The 14,874-nt window shown below is 72.8% G+C and carries 14 protein-coding genes; 7 read left to right on the top strand and 7 right to left on the bottom strand.

Going from position 1 to position 14,874, the window contains the following annotated elements; translation table 11 throughout:
• Position 1: 1 nt before the first annotated feature.
• On the bottom strand, positions 2 to 988 hold the full coding sequence (locus PSH03_RS12475; RefSeq protein WP_210785261.1) for a terpene synthase family protein: 987 nt from the start codon (positions 986 to 988) through the stop codon (positions 2 to 4).
• Between the two features lie 152 nt (positions 989 to 1,140).
• On the opposite strand from PSH03_RS12475, the gene PSH03_RS12470 reads away from it, so the two are divergent.
• Positions 1,141 to 1,770 (top strand): UbiX family flavin prenyltransferase, encoded by a 630-nt coding sequence (locus PSH03_RS12470; protein ID WP_091395700.1) that lies wholly within the window; start codon positions 1,141 to 1,143, stop codon positions 1,768 to 1,770.
• A gap of 146 nt (positions 1,771 to 1,916) precedes the next feature.
• On the opposite strand, the gene PSH03_RS12465 is transcribed toward PSH03_RS12470, so the two are convergent.
• Positions 1,917 to 2,183, bottom strand: coding sequence for a BldC family transcriptional regulator (locus PSH03_RS12465; RefSeq protein ID WP_007454516.1), 267 nt, complete (start codon positions 2,181 to 2,183; stop codon positions 1,917 to 1,919).
• 270 nt (positions 2,184 to 2,453) lie between these two features.
• Here PSH03_RS12465 and PSH03_RS12460 point away from each other — a divergent pair, with 270 nt between their 5' ends.
• From PSH03_RS12460 to cds1, 3 genes are read left to right on the top strand one after another with little or no spacing between them, the layout of a single operon-like run.
• Positions 2,454 to 2,912, top strand: coding sequence for an Lrp/AsnC family transcriptional regulator (locus PSH03_RS12460; RefSeq protein ID WP_238689198.1), 459 nt, complete (start codon positions 2,454 to 2,456; stop codon positions 2,910 to 2,912).
• Between the two features lie 50 nt (positions 2,913 to 2,962).
• On the top strand, positions 2,963 to 3,793 hold the full coding sequence (locus PSH03_RS12455; protein WP_210785263.1) for an SDR family NAD(P)-dependent oxidoreductase: 831 nt from the start codon (positions 2,963 to 2,965) through the stop codon (positions 3,791 to 3,793).
• A gap of 32 nt (positions 3,794 to 3,825) precedes the next feature.
• On the top strand, positions 3,826 to 4,917 hold the full coding sequence (cds1, locus tag PSH03_RS12450; RefSeq protein WP_210785264.1) for an L-cysteine desulfhydrase Cds1: 1,092 nt from the start codon (positions 3,826 to 3,828) through the stop codon (positions 4,915 to 4,917).
• Positions 4,918 to 5,003: 86 nt separating this feature from the next.
• Here the strand turns inward: cds1 and PSH03_RS12445 are convergent, their stop codons facing one another.
• The 4 genes from PSH03_RS12445 to PSH03_RS12430 all read right to left on the bottom strand — a co-directional run bounded on the left by PSH03_RS12445 (position 5,004) and on the right by PSH03_RS12430 (position 11,146).
• Complete coding sequence (locus PSH03_RS12445; RefSeq protein ID WP_124854297.1) at positions 5,004 to 5,624, bottom strand: putative glycolipid-binding domain-containing protein; 621 nt, start codon at positions 5,622 to 5,624, stop codon at positions 5,004 to 5,006.
• 102 nt (positions 5,625 to 5,726) lie between these two features.
• The gene (locus PSH03_RS12440) at positions 5,727 to 7,649 is read right to left on the bottom strand and encodes a DEAD/DEAH box helicase (protein ID WP_238689270.1); all 1,923 of its coding nucleotides are present in this window, start codon (positions 7,647 to 7,649) and stop codon (positions 5,727 to 5,729) included.
• A 353-nt stretch (positions 7,650 to 8,002) separates the two neighbouring features.
• Positions 8,003 to 9,487, bottom strand: a complete 1,485-nt coding sequence (locus PSH03_RS12435) for a hypothetical protein (protein ID WP_238689277.1) — start codon at positions 9,485 to 9,487, stop codon at positions 8,003 to 8,005.
• Between the two features lie 114 nt (positions 9,488 to 9,601).
• Positions 9,602 to 11,146 (bottom strand): C40 family peptidase, encoded by a 1,545-nt coding sequence (locus PSH03_RS12430; protein ID WP_238689197.1) that lies wholly within the window; start codon positions 11,144 to 11,146, stop codon positions 9,602 to 9,604.
• 239 nt (positions 11,147 to 11,385) lie between these two features.
• Here PSH03_RS12430 and mqnE point away from each other — a divergent pair, with 239 nt between their 5' ends.
• From mqnE to PSH03_RS12415, 3 genes are all read left to right on the top strand, one after another.
• Positions 11,386 to 12,555, top strand: coding sequence for an aminofutalosine synthase MqnE (gene mqnE, locus PSH03_RS12425; RefSeq protein WP_210785266.1), 1,170 nt, complete (start codon positions 11,386 to 11,388; stop codon positions 12,553 to 12,555).
• 23 nt (positions 12,556 to 12,578) lie between these two features.
• On the top strand, positions 12,579 to 13,016 hold the full coding sequence (locus PSH03_RS12420; RefSeq protein ID WP_091395682.1) for a hypothetical protein: 438 nt from the start codon (positions 12,579 to 12,581) through the stop codon (positions 13,014 to 13,016).
• 73 nt (positions 13,017 to 13,089) lie between these two features.
• Positions 13,090 to 13,365, top strand: coding sequence for a DUF4229 domain-containing protein (locus tag PSH03_RS12415; protein ID WP_210785267.1), 276 nt, complete (start codon positions 13,090 to 13,092; stop codon positions 13,363 to 13,365).
• A 97-nt stretch (positions 13,366 to 13,462) separates the two neighbouring features.
• On the opposite strand, the gene PSH03_RS12410 is transcribed toward PSH03_RS12415, so the two are convergent.
• Positions 13,463 to 14,800 (bottom strand): C39 family peptidase, encoded by a 1,338-nt coding sequence (locus tag PSH03_RS12410; protein WP_210785268.1) that lies wholly within the window; start codon positions 14,798 to 14,800, stop codon positions 13,463 to 13,465.
• Positions 14,801 to 14,874: the final 74 nt, after the last annotated feature.

Genomic DNA, 14,874 nt, shown 5'->3' with positions numbered 1-14,874 from the left:
CCTACGGCCCTGGGGCCGGCGGGCTGGTGCTGACCGGGTAGCGGGCGCTCTCGAAGGTCCAGTCGATGGTCCCGCGCACGGCGTTCGCGATCCCGTCGAGATGGTCGGCGACCGCCTCGTCCAAGGCTGGGCCGAACGACGGCACCGCGGCTCGCAACGCGACGAAGCGCCGCATCGCCTCCCGCCAGTGCTCGGCAGCCCGTTCGGCCGCCTCCGTCTCCGGCACGCCCAGTTCGGCCCCGATGGCGAGGACCAGGTTGTGCCCGCCGGCGGTCACCCGGTCGCGTTCCAGCGAGGCCAGGTCGTTGTACCAGGAGAGCAGATCGTTGCCGGTGCGGGCGATCTGACGCACCAGCGGGTGGTGGTAGACCGGGTCGGGCAGTGGCCGGCCGCTGACGAACTCCACGAGCGGGTACGACACCTCCGCCGCCGAGGTCGACCGACGTAGCTCGACGTACTCGGCCACGCTCGGACGGCGGCCGGCCTCCTTGGTGACGGCCTCCTGCCAGGTGCCGTCGAGGTGTCGGGCCACCGCGTCGGCGAAACGCTGCCGCCACCGTGCCGGCATCCGGCGGCGCGGCTCCCGCCAGGCCAGCACCAGCAGTCGCCGCAGCGGGCCGGTCAGCCCGGCCTGCCGCAGCCGGGTGCCGTCGTGCAGCAGCGCCAGGGTGCCGTTGCGCAGCGCCCGGATCTGCTCCGGCGTCAACCGACTTGGCCCGTCGCAGGCGTCGTCGACCAGGAAGAACCAGGTGAACAGCGCGGCCAGCACCCGCAGGTCGGCCTCGGTCGCCGCCGGGTAGAGCCGCGCGGCGTACCTGGCGAAGGCGCCCCGGGACAGCCGGCGCAGCGCGGCGTCGTCCAGTGGAAGGCCAAGCTCGGGCAGCAGACCGAGCAGCCAGTCCTGCACACGATCGGTGTGTGGTGGTGGAAGCCGGGGCGGAATCGGACATTCGGCACGCAGCGCCCGGAGGATCTCGCCGGTCGTCACCGATGCCTCCTCTTCGAGATGGTTCCGGTGCGAATCGCCAGCGGCAGCATGTCAGGTCGATGGGATGCGCAGGTACCCCGTCCGACATGTCGGACCAGACCAACCCCGGGGGTGCCCACCAGCGGACCAGCCGGACCAGGCAGGCTGGGGGCATGCGGGAACCATGGGTGGTCGGGGTCTCCGGTGCCTCCGGCACGCCGTACGCGGCGGCCGTCATCGGCGGGCTGCTCGACGCGGGCGAGCCGGTGGACCTGATCGTGTCCCGGGCGGCACGACTCACAGTGCTCGACGAGACCGGCCGACCCTTCCGTGACGGGCACTGGGCCGAGGACCTCGCCGCCTGGCTGGATCGGGACCTGACCACGGCGGATGTGCGGCACTGGCCGGCCGGCGACCTGGCCGCCGGGCCGAGCAGCGGCTCCTACCGGGTACGCGGGATGGCGGTGGTCCCGGCCAGCACGGCCGCCTGCGCGGGCATCGCGATCGGGCTCTCCAAGGACCTGTTGCAGCGCGCCGCAGAGGTCAACCTCAAGGAACGCCGTCCCGTGGTGCTGGTCCCCCGGGAGACACCGGTGACCCGCAGCCATCTGGAGCACCTCATCGCCCTGCACGACGCTGGCGCGGTGGTGCTGCCGGCCAGCCCCGGCTTCTACGGTGCCGGGGCTGCGGCCAGCGCGCAGCAGCTGGTCGACTTCGTGGCCGGCAAGGTGCTGGACGCGCTCGGCGTCCCGCACACCCTGTTCCGGCGGTGGTCCGGCCAGCTCGGCGCAGCCCGAAGCTGAGCCGGCGTAGCCGGAAGCGAAGCCGTCCCGCTCGCGCTGGCATCGTTGCCGCTGCTCAGCACGAGCGGTGCCGCCGCCCGGCGGTTGGTCGAAGCGGGACGCGGACCGGACTGGTGTCCGGTCCGCGTGGCGTTGTCCGCACCAGTTCAGTACATGCCGGCGTTGGCCGGACCCGGCCCCGTGGATGCCGCCGGCCCCACATTGCGTGGCTTGCCGACCTCATCCACCTCGTCCAGCATGCCCTCCCCCTCAAGCAGGGCTCGCACCTCGGATTCCCGAAACCGGCGATGCCCGCCTGGAGTCCGGATGCTTCCTATCCGGCCGGCCGCCGCCCATCTCGTCACAGTTTTCGGGTCTACCCGAAACAGCGCGGCGACCTCACCCGGTGTCAGCAGGCGATCTCCAGTGTCCACAGCCCCCTCCTCGCGTCGACGAAGCCCCCGGCTGAACACACTGCCCCCGGCTGGTGCGTAGCCCAGAGCCGTCATGAGGGACGTATGGCAATTACAGCACCAGGGACATGGCCTGTCCGCCCAAACGCGAAAAATGCACTGAGTGGGGAGTTAGTAATGTTACTGGTGCTACCTCTGCCCTGACCGGCGGTTTATGAACAGTGACTCACCGCTCAGTCCAACGGGTGCCGAAGGCCGCACGTTACGTGTCAGCGGTTAAGGTCACTCTCTGTGGATGCCATCGACCTGAGCCTTGTCGACCTGCTGCGCGGCAACGCCCGACTCTCGTACGCCGAGATGGCCCGACAGGTGGGCCTCTCGGCCCCGGCCGTGCACGAGCGGGTCGGCAAGCTGGAGAGCAGCGGCGTGGTCCGGGGCTACCGCGCGGACGTGGCCCCGGAGTCGATCGGGCTGGGTGTCACCGCGTTGATCGGCATCGTGGAGGACTCCGGCGCCGACAGCGACGACATGCTCGAGTCGCTGCGGGTGCTGCCCGAGATCGAGTCCTGCTACTTCATGGCCGGCGTGGAGTCGTTCCTGCTCAAGGCGCGGGTCGGCACGATCGCCGAGCTGGAGCAGTTGATCGTGCGGTTGAACCGGACGCCGGGGGTGGCCTCCACCCGTACCGCCATCGCGCTCTCCACGAAGTGGGAGAACCGCCCCCAGCCGGTCGGCCCGCCCGCGGCCTGACCGCCGCGTACCCCTGGTGTCGCCCGGGCGGCCGGCGGTAGCGTGCGCCGATGACCCCGCCGGCGCGTCCCGTGGCCGTGGTGACCGGCGCTGCCGGCGGCCTGGGCCGCGCCATCGCCACCGCGCTGCACACCGACGGTTGGTCGGTGCTGCTCACCGACCTCGACCCGGTGGCGGTGCGGAGCGCCGCTGCGCCGCTCGGCGGCTGGTCGGCCGCCCTGGACGTCCGGGACGAGGACGCCTGCGCCGCCGTCGCCGCGAACGCGGCAGGTCGGGGCGACCTCGCCCTCTGGGTCAACAACGCCGGAATCCTGGTCACCGGGGCGTCGTGGGAGCACGACGCCGCGACCCGCCGTCGGGTGCTCGACGTGAACACCCACGGTGCCATGAACGGCACCCTGGCCGCGCTGACAGTGATGCGCGGGCAGGGCCACGGCCACGTGCTCAACGTCGTCTCGTTGGCCGGGCTGGTCGCCGCGCCCGGCGAGACGGTGTACGCGGCCAGCAAGCACGCCCTGCTGGCGTTCAGCCTCGGCACCCTGTCCGACCTGCGGATGGCCGGGTACCGGCGGGTGCACGTCTCCTGCCTCTGCCCGGACGGCATCTGGACACCGATGCTGCACGACCGGCTGGACGACCCGGGGGCGGTGGCCTCGTTCACCGGATCGATGCTGACCGCGCAGCAGGTGGCGGCCCGGGCGGTCCGGCTGGCCCGCCGGCCACGTCCGGTGGTCAGCCTGCCCCGCTGGCGGGGAGCCCAGGTACGCCTGTTGGACGCACTGCCAAGGCTGGCTGTCGCACTCACCCCGCTCGTCCGGGCCGCCGGCCGCGCCGGTCAGCGCCGCCAACGCCGCAGGTCAACGCCACCGGACCCGCGCTGACCACCGCTGGCCCGCTTGCTAGGTTTCCGAGCGTGACTCATCTCGATCGGTGCGACGAATCCAGCCGAACCTGGGTGACCGAGGCGATCGCCGCTGTCGAGGCAGACGCGAACCGGTCCGCCGACACCCACCTGCTGCCGTTCCCGCTGCCCCGGGAATGGGGGATCGACCTCTACCTCAAGGACGAGTCGTCACACCCCACCGGCTCGCTGAAGCACCGGCTGGCCCGCTCGCTGTTCCTCTACGGGCTCTGCAACGGCTGGATCGGGCCGCGCACCACGATCGTCGAGGCGTCGTCGGGTTCCACTGCGGTCTCCGAGGCGTACTTCGCCCGGATGCTGGGCCTGCCGTTCATCGCGGTGATGCCCGCCTCCACCTCGCCCGAGAAGATCACGCAGATCGAGTTCCAGGGCGGTCGGTGCCACCTGGTGGACGACCCGGCGAGCGTGGTGGTCGAGGCCCGGTGGCTCGCCGAGGACTCCGGTGGGCACTTCATGGACCAGTTCACCTACGCCGAGCGGGCGACCGACTGGCGGGGCAACAACAACATCGCTGAGTCGATCTACGCGCAGTTGGAGCTGGAGCGGCACCCGATTCCCGCCTGGGTAGTGGTGGGCGCCGGCACCGGGGGCACCAGCGCGACCATCGGCCGCTACGCCCGGTACCGCAGGCTCGCCACCAAGCTCTGCGTCGTCGACCCGGAGAACTCGGCGTTCTACCCGGCCTGGCTGGCCGCCGACTGGTCGGTACGCACCGGGAAGGGGTCCCGCATCGAGGGGATCGGCCGGCCCACGGTGGAGGCGTCGTTCCTGCCCTCGGTGGTGGACCGGATGGTCCAGGTGCCGGACGCGGCGTCACTGGCCGCCATGCGCGCCGGATCGGCGCTGCTCGGCCGCCGGGTGGGCGGGTCCACCGGAACCAACCTGTGGGGCGCGTTCGGCCTGATCGCCGGGATGCTCGCCGAGCGTCGGACCGGCTCGGTGGTCACCCTGATCTGCGACCCGGGCGACCGGTACGCGGACACGTACTACGCCGACGACTGGGTGGCCGCCCAGGGCCTCGACCTGACCCCGCACCTGGCCACCATCGACCGCTTCCTGGCCAGCGGTGCCTGGCCCGCCTGAGGCGGCCAGCGGGACCTGCCTGGGGCCGTCAGCGGGGCCTGGTCCTCTGAGGCCGATCGGCCGGGCCTGGCCCGCCGGCCCGGTGATCAGCGCGGGTCGATCCGTTCGGCCAGCCCGGGGTAGCGCACCACGTAGCCGCTGTCGTCCAGGTCGATGTCGGCAGTGAAGGTGCCGCTGGCGAAGCGCACCCGACCCGGCCCGAGCCCGGTGTAGATCTGCTCGGCCGGCACCACCTCCAGGCCGGGCAGCAGCACCCAGGCGACGGTGATCCGGTGCGCCACGTCGGCCGGCTCGGCCGCCATCCGAAGCCGGTGGACCGGCAGGGTGTTGAACAGCGGCGAACCGCTCAGGTCGACGTCGAGCGCGTCGGCCAGCCGGTCCGGGTCGTCCGTACCCGGCAGACCGGCCCGGCGGTGACCGGCCGCGACCAGGGCCGCGTCCAGGTCGCCCTGCTCGGCGGTGGTCACCCGCCAGCGGCCGGCGGCCCGCTCCAGGGTCACCCGGCGCAGCCAGCCGAGACCCTCTGCCTCGACCTCGACCCGGGTGGTGGCCCAGTCCGGCGTGGTGGTCAGCTGGTAGCGGGCGGTCCACGGGATCGGGTCCACGGCGAGCAGAGTGCCCCGGGCCGCCAACCCGTGGCCGTCGTCGAGCAGGACCTGCTCGCTGCCGGCGGTGTCAGTCCGGGACCAGAAGATTGACTTCGGCATGGTCGGCATGAGCCGGACGTTACGCGACCTGCTCGGTATCGGCAGGGCATGCGCGAACGCCGCCGCGAAGCCTGGGCTTCACGACGGCGTTCGGTGGATCAATCAGTGGGTACGCGCTGCCGGTCGCCCGCCGAAACCGCGCCGATCGTCACGTGGGCGGTCCTCGCGGGGCCGGTCGTCGCGGGGCCGGTCGTCCCGGACCCGGCTCTCCGGGCGGAACCCACCCCGAGCGTCCCGGTCGCCGAAGCGCCGCTCACCCTGCGGCCGGTCGCCGAAGCGCCGCTCGCCGGTGGGCCGGTCGCCCCGACCGTCGCGGTCACCGAACTGCGGCCGGTCGCCGAACCGCCGCTCGCCCTGCGGCCGGTCGCCGTGTCCCCGGGTGTCCCGATCGGCGTAACGCCGCTCGCCCTGCGGGCGGTCGCTGTAGCTCCGGTCGCCCTGCGGCCGGTCGCTGTGCTGCCGGTCGCCGAAGCGCCGCTCACCCTGCGGGCGGTCGCTGTAGCTCCGGTCGCCCTGCGGCCGGTCGCCGAAGCGGCGCTCGCCGGTGGGCCGATCGCCGTAGCGACGCTCGCCCTGCGGCCGGTCACCGTAGCCCCGGTCGCCCTGCGGCCGGTCACCGTAGCCCCGCTCGCCCTGCGGCCGGTCGCTGTAGCTCCGGTCGCCCTGCGGGCGGTCGCCGAAGCGGCGCTCGCCGGTGGGCCGGTCGCCGAAGCGCCGGTCGCCCTGCGGCCGGTCGCCGAAGCGGCGCTCGCCTCCCGTGCGGTCACCGAACCGACGCGGGCCGCCGGAGCGGTCGTCGAACCGGCGCGACCCGCCGGAGCGGTCGCCGTAGCCCCGGGGCTCCGCCTCGACGCGGACCGGGACGCCACTGGGCTCGCGGGCGCCGACCAGCTCGGCCAACGCCGCGTCCCCGACCCGGACCCGGGTCTCGGCCGGCGCGACGCCGGCCTTCTCCATCATCGCCAGGGTGGTGCGGCGCTGCTTGGGCAGCACCAGCGTGGCGACAGCGCCCGACTCGCCGGCCCGGGCGGTACGCCCCGCGCGGTGCAGGTAGTCCTTGGGGTCCTTCGGCGGGTCGACGTGCAGCACCAGGGTGACCCCGTCGACGTGGATGCCTCGCGCCGCCACGTCCGTGGCGACCAGCACGTTCATCCGGCCCTCACGGAACTCGGCGAGCGTCTTGGTGCGCATCCGCTGGGTCTTGCCGCCGTGCAACCCACCGGCGCGTACGCCGACGGCCGCGAGCTGCTCGACCAGCCGGTCCACCCCGAGCTGGGTACGGGCGAAGACCATTGTCCGACCGTCCCGGGCGGCGATCGAGGCCGCCACCGGGAACTTCTCGTGCGGCGGGATCAACAGCATGTGGTGGTCCATGGTGGACACCGAGGCGGTGGACGGCGCCGTGGAGTGGGTGACCGGGTCGGTCATGAACCGCCTGACCAACGCGTCGACGTCACCGTCCAGGGTGGCCGAGAACAGCAGCCGCTGACCGTTCGCTGGCGTCTTAGCCAGCAGATCGGTCACCTCGGGCAGGAAGCCCATGTCGGCCATCTGGTCGGCCTCGTCGAGCACCGTGACCTCGACGTCGTCGAGCTGGCAGATGCCCCGCTCGATGAGGTCGCCGAGCCGGCCCGGGGTGGCCACGATGATCTCCACGCCGCGGCGCAGCGCGTCGATCTGACGGTCGTACGGAACGCCGCCGACGGCGGTCTTGAGGAAGATGCCGACGGACTTGCCCAGCGGCACCAGGGCGTCGTTGACCTGCATGGCCAGCTCGCGGGTGGGCACCAGGACCAGGGCGCGCGGACGCATCGGCCGGGCCCGGTTGCGGTTGGCCAGCCGGGCGATCATCGGCAGCCCGAAGGCGAGCGTCTTGCCCGAACCGGTCTGCCCGCGGCCCAGCACGTCGCGGCCGGCGAGCGCGTCCGGAACGGTGGCCCGCTGGATCTCGAACGGGCTGGTGATGCCCTGCTGCGCCAGCGCGCGGACCAGCGGCTCGGGCAGGCCGAGAGCGGCGAAGCTCATCGGCTCGGCGGTCTCGGTCGGCTCGGCCTGCGCGGTCGCCACCGGCGCGGTGCCGGCCTCGCTCGGGGGGACGTCGAGCTGCTCCCGGGCGGCGTCGGCCGCCGGGACTGAGTTGAAAACGGACGTAACGGTGCTGGGGTCAGCAGAGGTGGTCAACAAAAACCTTTCGAGCGGGGCGCATCTTCGCGATGGCCTGCCGCGGCTTTACCGCCGGATCGCCCGCAAGATCGCCCAGGGGCGCACACCACGCGCGCCGGGTCAGTGATCTCAGCCAGTGTACGGCGGTCTGGCGAAGCCGCCAGCCGGTTGACCGACCGTAGTGGGCGGACTCACCATCGCTGGCGCTCGCTGGCTCACCCCTTGAGCACGCTGCCCACCAGACCGTCCAGGGCGTCGCCGGCCAGCAGGACGACCATGACACTGATCGCCACCAGCAGCCCCAGAGCGGCGGCCAGGACGATCATCACCCGGGCGTTACTGGACCGCTCGGCCGGCGTGTCGGACCAACCCTGGGCCAGGATGTGCCCGGTCAGCGAGCCGGAGGTCTCCACCGCGTTGGCGGGTATCGCGACAGTGGTGAAGCCGGCGCCCTCGCCGTTGCCGTAGACGGTGCCGGCCAAATCGGTGCGACTGTCGTGCCGTCCACCACGGGCGCCGGCAGCGTCCCGTCCGGCGGAACCACCCGGTGGGCCGCTCGCCGGCGCTGTCATGCGGGAGTTTCCGGTGTTCCCGGTCGACGAAGAGGCCCCGGCGGCGGACGGTGGCCAGCTCGGCAGCGCTGGCGCGGGCACCACCGGTGGCGCGGAGGGAGCTGACCCGGCCCATCCGGCACCGGACGTCGGGCGGGTCGCCCCACCGGGGGACGGCCACCCGGCCGGCGGTGCGGAGACCGAAGCGCTGGCTCGTACGCCGGGCGTGTCGGTCATCGCGGGCGGCGGCGGAAACGGCGGTGCCGGCATCGGGCCGGGCGGCGCCGGTGGTGCCGGCACCGGCGGACCGGGTGGCGGCAGCGGCGGGCTCGGGACGGGCGGCGTCGGCGGGCCGGGGATGGGCGGCACCGGCGAGGGCGGCGGGGTCGGCGGGCCCGGAACGGGCGGAACCGGACCGGGCGGCGGCGTGGGTCGAGGACCCGGCGTCGGCACCGGGTCGGGCGGGTACGGACCCGGGGCCGGCGCGGGCTCCGGTTCCGGTGGCGACGGCTGGGTCGGCCCGGGGCCGGGTGGCGTGGGGTCCGGTTCCGGCTCCGGAGTCGACGGCGTCGGAGGCTGGGCCGGCTCGGCGCCCACCGGCGTGGCTCGATAGACGGCGGGCGCGCTCTCGCGACGGTCCGGGGTGCCCAGGGCGCTGGCAGTGCCCCGGCTGCTGCTCGGAACCGTGGCGCTGGCCCGGGCCGACGCGGAGGAGTCGCTTCGCTGGCCCGGCAACGACACGTCGGCCGGGCTGGCCGAGCCGGTCGCACGGTAGGTGGTCGCGGTGACCGGAGCGCTGGCCGGCAGGTCACTGCGGGAAGCCCCGGCGGTCCCGACGCTGGCACGTGCGCGGACCGGTGCGGCGGCCGGGCTCTGTCGCTCGTCGCCCGCCGATGCGTCGTCATCGGCGTCGGTCGAGGCGTCCGCGCCGACCACTGCCGTGCCGCTGCCGACCGTGCCGCTGACAGCCGGGGCGGCGTCGCTGTCAGCGGAGCCGGCGGCCGTCGAGCCGGTGTCGCTGCCTGTCGAGCTGGTGGCAGCCGGGCTGGCGTCGCTGGCGGCCACCGGGTCGGCGGTGTCCGGCCCTGGTGGACCGGCCTGGTCGACCACGGGGTCGACAGTCTCCGCCGGATCTCTCTGCTCGGCCATTTCCGCCCTCCGCGCCATGCTCGCACCCGGACCCGTGACGTCGGGTCGGATGTGCCTGGTTGTCACGGTGCCACAGATCTTCCCGAGCGGACAGCCGGAGCCGGTCGTGGCGGATCAGCCCGTGGCGCTGGGGCTGCCCGTCGCGCTGCCACTGGCCGTCGCGCTCGTGCTGGCCTTCGGCGTGGTCGTCGGAGACGCGCTGGCCGTCGCGCTCGTGCTGGCCTTCGGCGTCGTCGTCGGAGTGGTGGTCGGGGTGTTCGACGGCTTCGGCGTGGTGGTGAGGGTGGGGGTGGGCGTCGGCGTCGGGGTGGTCGTCAGCGTGGGCGTCGGCGTCGGCGTCGGCTTGGTGGGCTTCGTGGGCTTCGTGGGCGTCGGCTTGGTGGTCTTCGTGGGCGACGGCGTCGGCTTCGGGGTCGAGACGGGCGGGGTCGGGTTGGTCACGACCGGTGCCGGCACCGCGCCGATCACCCGGGTGGCGGCGTACAACCGGGACCAGCGGACGACCGAGATCTTGACGACGTCGCCAGTGGTGGGCGCCTGCACCATCTTGCCGTTGCCGATGTACATGCCGACGTGGTGGATCGTCGTCCAGCTGCTGCCCGAGGCGAAGAAGAGCAGATCGCCGGGGAGTAGCGCGCTCTGCGGGACGGTACGGCCCCGGGTGGCGGCGTACTGGTCGCGGGAGACCCGGGGCAGGTCGAAGTAGTCGGCGCCGGGGGACCGGTACGCCGCCCACATCAGGCCGGAGCAGTCGAACTGGTTCGGCCCCTCCTCGGACCACTTGTACGGGTCGCCGAGCTGGGCGAGCGCGTACCGGACCGCGGCCAGTGCCCGGGGGTGCGCGGCCATGCCGCTGATGCTCTGGTTGGAGACGTAGCCGGCGCCGATCTGCTGCTCGGCGGCTTCCTGCTGACGTTCGATCTCGATCAGCGCGGCGGCGTTGTCCCGGCGCAGCTTGAGCAGGCTCGCCTCGGCGGTGCGGAGCGCCGTCTCACCGGCGGTGAACTCCGCCTCGGCGGCGACGAGCAGATCCTTGGCCTGGCTGTGCTTCTGGTACGCGGCCTGCTCGCCGGCGCGGGCCCGGGACAGCTCCCCGGCCACGCCTGTGGTGCCGCCGTCGACCTTCTCGCCACGGGTGATCGCCTGGAGGCGGCTGAGCCCGCGGATGTCCTGGGCGAAGTCGCCCGGCGGCAGCGCGGCGGCGGCCTTGACGGCCTCGGCGGCGGCGGTGTCGGCCGTCTGCTGGGCCCGGAGCAGGGCATCCTGTGCGGTTGCCAGGGCCTTGCCGGCCGCGTCGAGCTGCGCCTGGGCGTCGACGCGTTTCTGCCGACTCACCAGCAACGCCTCGCCGAGCGCGCCGACCTGGACCTCACCGGCGGAGATCGCGGTGGCCAGCGGACCGTTGCCGATGTTGACCACCGGAGGGGCGGGCACGCCGGCGACCGGCGCGCCGCCGGGCAGCTGAATCGAGCCGGTGACCGCCGGGCGCGAACCGGTGTCCGGCACTGTGGTCGGCACGCCGGGCTCCGCGTACGCGGGGGTGGCCAGCACGGCCGCGGCGATCGCGCCGAGCAGGGCGGCCCAGAGCTTCGGACGTAGGACCGGCGAGATCACCGGGCTCCGTCGTCGCTGCCGTCGCCCGCGCCCGCTGTAGACCATGCCGCTCCCCGTCCAACCGCTCGTCGCCGCGCTCGGTGGGCGCGACCGCCGGGACGGTACCAGTGTGTGTGTTCCGCCCCACCTTGTTACTACCGCACCGCGCCACTCATGTCGATGCGTTGTCGGGTTACGGGAGGCTGAGAGTCTGGTGAAGTGGGTCGCTGCCGGTGACCGTGCCGCCGGGCCCGTCGGCGCCGCGACGTACGCTCGATCCGGACCGCAGGTGGAAGGGACGTGCCATGGACGCCGGACTCAAGCGTGAGCTCGAAGCGAAGGTGTACGCCGGTGAGCGGCTGACCCGGGAGGACGGGGTCGCCCTCTACGAGAGCGACGACCTGACCTGGCTGGGGCGGCTGGCGCACCACAAGCGCACCGAGCTGAACGGCGACCGGGTGATGTTCAACGTCAACCGGCACCTCAACCTGACGAACGTCTGTTCGGCGTCGTGCGCGTACTGCTCGTTCCAGCGCAAGCCGGGCGAGAAGGACGCGTACACGATGCGCATCGACGAGGCGGTCCGCAAGGCCAAGGAGATGGAGGACGAGCAGCTCACCGAGTTGCACATCGTCAACGGCCTGCACCCCACGCTGCCCTGGCGTTACTACCCGAAGGTGCTGCGCGAGCTGAAGGCGGCGCTGCCGAACGTCAAGCTCAAGTGCTTCACGGCGACCGAGGTGCAGTGGTTCGAGAAGATCAGCGGCCTGAGCGCCGACGAGATCCTCGACGAGCTGATGGACGCCGGCCTGGAGTCGCTGACCGGTGGCGGCGCGGAGATCTTCGACTGGGAGGTCCGGCAGCACATCGTCGACCACGCCTGCCACTGGGAAGACTGGTCACGCATCCACGCCCTGGCGCACAGCAAGGGCATGAAGACCCCGGCGACGATGCTGTACGGCCACATCGAGGAGCCCCGGCACCGCGTCGACCACGTGCTGCGGCTGCGCGAGCTGCAGGACGAGACCGGCGGCTTCGCGGTCTTCATCCCGCTGCGCTACCAGCACGACTTCGTCGACTCGGCGGACGGCAAGATCCGTAACCGGATCCAGGCGCGCACCACGATGGCCTCGCCGGCCGAGTCGCTGAAGACGTTCGCCGTCTCCCGGCTGCTCTTCGACAACGTGCCGCACCTGAAGAACTTCTGGGTGATGCACGGGCTGTCGGTGGCGCAGCTCTCGCTGAACTTCGGCGTGGACGACCTGGACGGCTCCGTCGTCGAATACAAGATCACCCACGACGCCGACTCGTACGGCACCCCGAACACCATGCACCGGGACGACCTGCTGCACCTGATCTGGGACGCCGGCTTCCAGCCCGTCGAGCGGGACACCCGCTACAACGTGGTCCGGGAGTACGACAAGGCCCCGTCGCTGGCGCAGCGGCGCGCCGAGCCGCAGCAGGTCTGGGCCTGAGCCACCACGTACCCTCGCAGTCGATGACCGAGCAACGAGGACCTGAGCAGCAGAGCGGCTTTCCCCGCCGGGACGCCGAGGGCCGCATCCGTACCCTGGGCGATCTGCTCGGGGTGTGCCTGGCCGGCCTGGTCATCGGCGTGCTCGCGCTGGTGCTGTTCGACTGGGCGTTCGCCTCGATCGGCGCCGGCGACTTCGGGCACACGAACGGTTGGCTGGCGGTGATCCTGCCGGCCTGGCTGTTCTGGGACGACTTCCGGGCCTGGGAGTTCGGCGCGGCCCGGGTGGTGGCCGCGGTGGTCGCCGCCGCCGTCGGGGTGTTCGCCGGGCTGCTGATCGCCGGTCTGGGCGCGGGGTTGCCGCCGCTGCTCTCCGGCGCGTTGGCGGCCGGGGCGTTCACAGTGGCGTACGCGGCCCTCTGGTTCCCGGGTGTCCGCTGGCTGGCCCGCCGGACCGGCTGACCACGACCGCCCGTCGGGCGGTTCGACCCTTCCGCCGGCAGCGGCGGGCGACGGAGAGAACGGAGTGGTGCAGGTGAGCGCCGCGCTGAAGTACACGCTGGGCCGGATCGGGCTGTTCGTCGCCGTGCTCGCGGGCCTCTGGCTGATCGACATGAACGTGTTCCTGAAGCTGATGCTGGCGCTGGTGTTCTCCGCCGCGCTCTCCTTCTTCCTGCTGCGCGGGTGGCGGGACGAGATGGCCGGGGAGATCGCCGAAGCAGCCGAGCGCCGCCGCACCGAGAAGGAACGCCTCCGCTCCGCCCTAGCCGGCGAAGACGACCAGCCCCCCACCGACCAGCCCTCCCGTTGACCAAGAGGTTTGCGTCACGGAATCGGCTTCCGGTGACGCAAACCTCTTGATCACCCGCGTTCGGCGGGGCCGAGCGGGTGGGGCCGGGCCGGGTGGCCTACCAGTTGGTGGAGCCGGGGACCTTGGGCCAGGGCTTCGCGGTGGGCTTGATCAGGTACGCGATGCCGCCGGAGCCGCCGGAGACGCCGCCGCTGGCGTTGGTGCGCTTGGTGCGCAGCCAGATCTGCTCGAACTGCGCACGCTTGTAGACGTTGCGCACCACGTCGTTGCTGGACGAGGCCGGGTCGTTGACGATCACGTCGCCGTCGGCGGTGAAGCCGACCACCACGAAGAGGTGCCCGGAGGTGCCGTAGTTCGCCCCGTCCAGCTCACTGGCGAGGAAGGACTGGCTGGTCACGACGGGGATGCCGGCGGCGATGAAACGCTCCAGCTCGTCCAGCGAGTGCAGCCGGGTCACCCGGCCCTCCAGCCCGGGGAAGCTGGCCGCGTACGCGGTGTTGAACGGCCAGTTGCCCGCGCCGTCGTACGCGTAGTCGTAGGTCATCCGGGCGGCGTGGTTGACCGTCGGGTCGGGGTAGGTCGGGTCCACCCAGGAGGTGTCGGCCGCCGACGGTTTGCGTCCCCAGTACTCGACCACCATCTCCGTCGAGGTGGGTGAACACCACGCCTCGCCGCCGCCGTCGTACTCGGGGTAGTGCCCGGAGTGCACGTTCTGCGAGTAGCGCGGCACCGGCAGTTCCCGACCCCAGGCGATGTGCCCGGCGCTCGGCGGCACCGTGAACCGGTCCGGCACCGTGGAGCTCATCGCGCCCAACATCCGGACCACCGGGGCGGCGCTCTGCCCGGGTGTGCGGTAGAGGGTCAGCTTGAGCTGGTACGAACGCAGCAGCACCCCGGCGGCGGCGTCGTCGATGCTGAAGGTGTCGGTCCAGATCGTCGACCAGGGGTCGCCCTGCCGGTTGACGCTGGTCCGCAAGATGTCGGTGTCGCCGGACGCCCAGCGACCCAGGACGTACCACGGGGTCTGGTCGCCGCTGGTGTAGCTGCCCTGCATCTCCACCTGGATCCAGGTGCCGGCGGGGGTCTCCGCGTTCCAGGAGGCGATCAGCTCGGTGGCGTCGAACCCGACCCGGGTCACCGGCGAGGTCCAGGTGCCGTACTCCCAGGTGCGGGTGGCGCCGGTGTGCGGGTCCGCGTACTCGATGGTGCCGGCCGGACGGGCCAGGGTGACGCCCGCTCGGGCGCCGGGCACGACGCGGGTGCCGTCCCGGCTGCCCCGGTGCCAGTCGGCGGGCCCGGACCAGTCCTGGTAGGTGATCTGCTCGTCGTGGGCGGGGGCGGGCGGGTGGACCGCCAGCGCGGGCGCGGCGCTGGTGAGCAGGGTGAGCGTGGTGACGCCGGCGAGGGCGGCCGCGCGCAGGCGGGATCTGGCCATTGGTGCTCCGCGGTGTCGAGGGGGCATCGTCGCTGGTCAGTTTTCCGCTTGGAGAGAAGTTTCGCCAGACGTTG

It is taken from the genome of Micromonospora salmantinae (genome assembly GCF_022230905.1).
In the GTDB taxonomy this organism is placed as follows: domain Bacteria; phylum Actinomycetota; class Actinomycetes; order Mycobacteriales; family Micromonosporaceae; genus Micromonospora; species Micromonospora salmantinae.
The sequence above is the reverse complement of the archived record's forward strand: the minus strand, read 5'-3'. Positions and strand labels throughout refer to the sequence as shown.

What these genes read in the sequence shown, in the direction of transcription:
- PSH03_RS12435 (WP_238689277.1), bottom strand. Translation starts at nt 9,487, where the DNA reads ATGGCCGAGCAGAGAGATCCGGCGGAGACTGTCGACCCCGTGGTCGAC.
- PSH03_RS12470 (WP_091395700.1), top strand. Translation starts at nt 1,141, where the DNA reads ATGCGGGAACCATGGGTGGTCGGGGTCTCCGGTGCCTCCGGCACGCCG.
- PSH03_RS12445 (WP_124854297.1), bottom strand. Translation starts at nt 5,624, where the DNA reads ATGCCGAAGTCAATCTTCTGGTCCCGGACTGACACCGCCGGCAGCGAG.
- PSH03_RS12420 (WP_091395682.1), top strand. Translation starts at nt 12,579, where the DNA reads ATGACCGAGCAACGAGGACCTGAGCAGCAGAGCGGCTTTCCCCGCCGG.
- PSH03_RS12455 (WP_210785263.1), top strand. Translation starts at nt 2,963, where the DNA reads ATGACCCCGCCGGCGCGTCCCGTGGCCGTGGTGACCGGCGCTGCCGGC.
- mqnE (WP_210785266.1), top strand. Translation starts at nt 11,386, where the DNA reads ATGGACGCCGGACTCAAGCGTGAGCTCGAAGCGAAGGTGTACGCCGGT.
- PSH03_RS12430 (WP_238689197.1), bottom strand. Translation starts at nt 11,146, where the DNA reads ATGGTCTACAGCGGGCGCGGGCGACGGCAGCGACGACGGAGCCCGGTG.
- PSH03_RS12410 (WP_210785268.1), bottom strand. Translation starts at nt 14,800, where the DNA reads ATGGCCAGATCCCGCCTGCGCGCGGCCGCCCTCGCCGGCGTCACCACG.
- PSH03_RS12440 (WP_238689270.1), bottom strand. Translation starts at nt 7,649, where the DNA reads ATGAGCTTCGCCGCTCTCGGCCTGCCCGAGCCGCTGGTCCGCGCGCTG.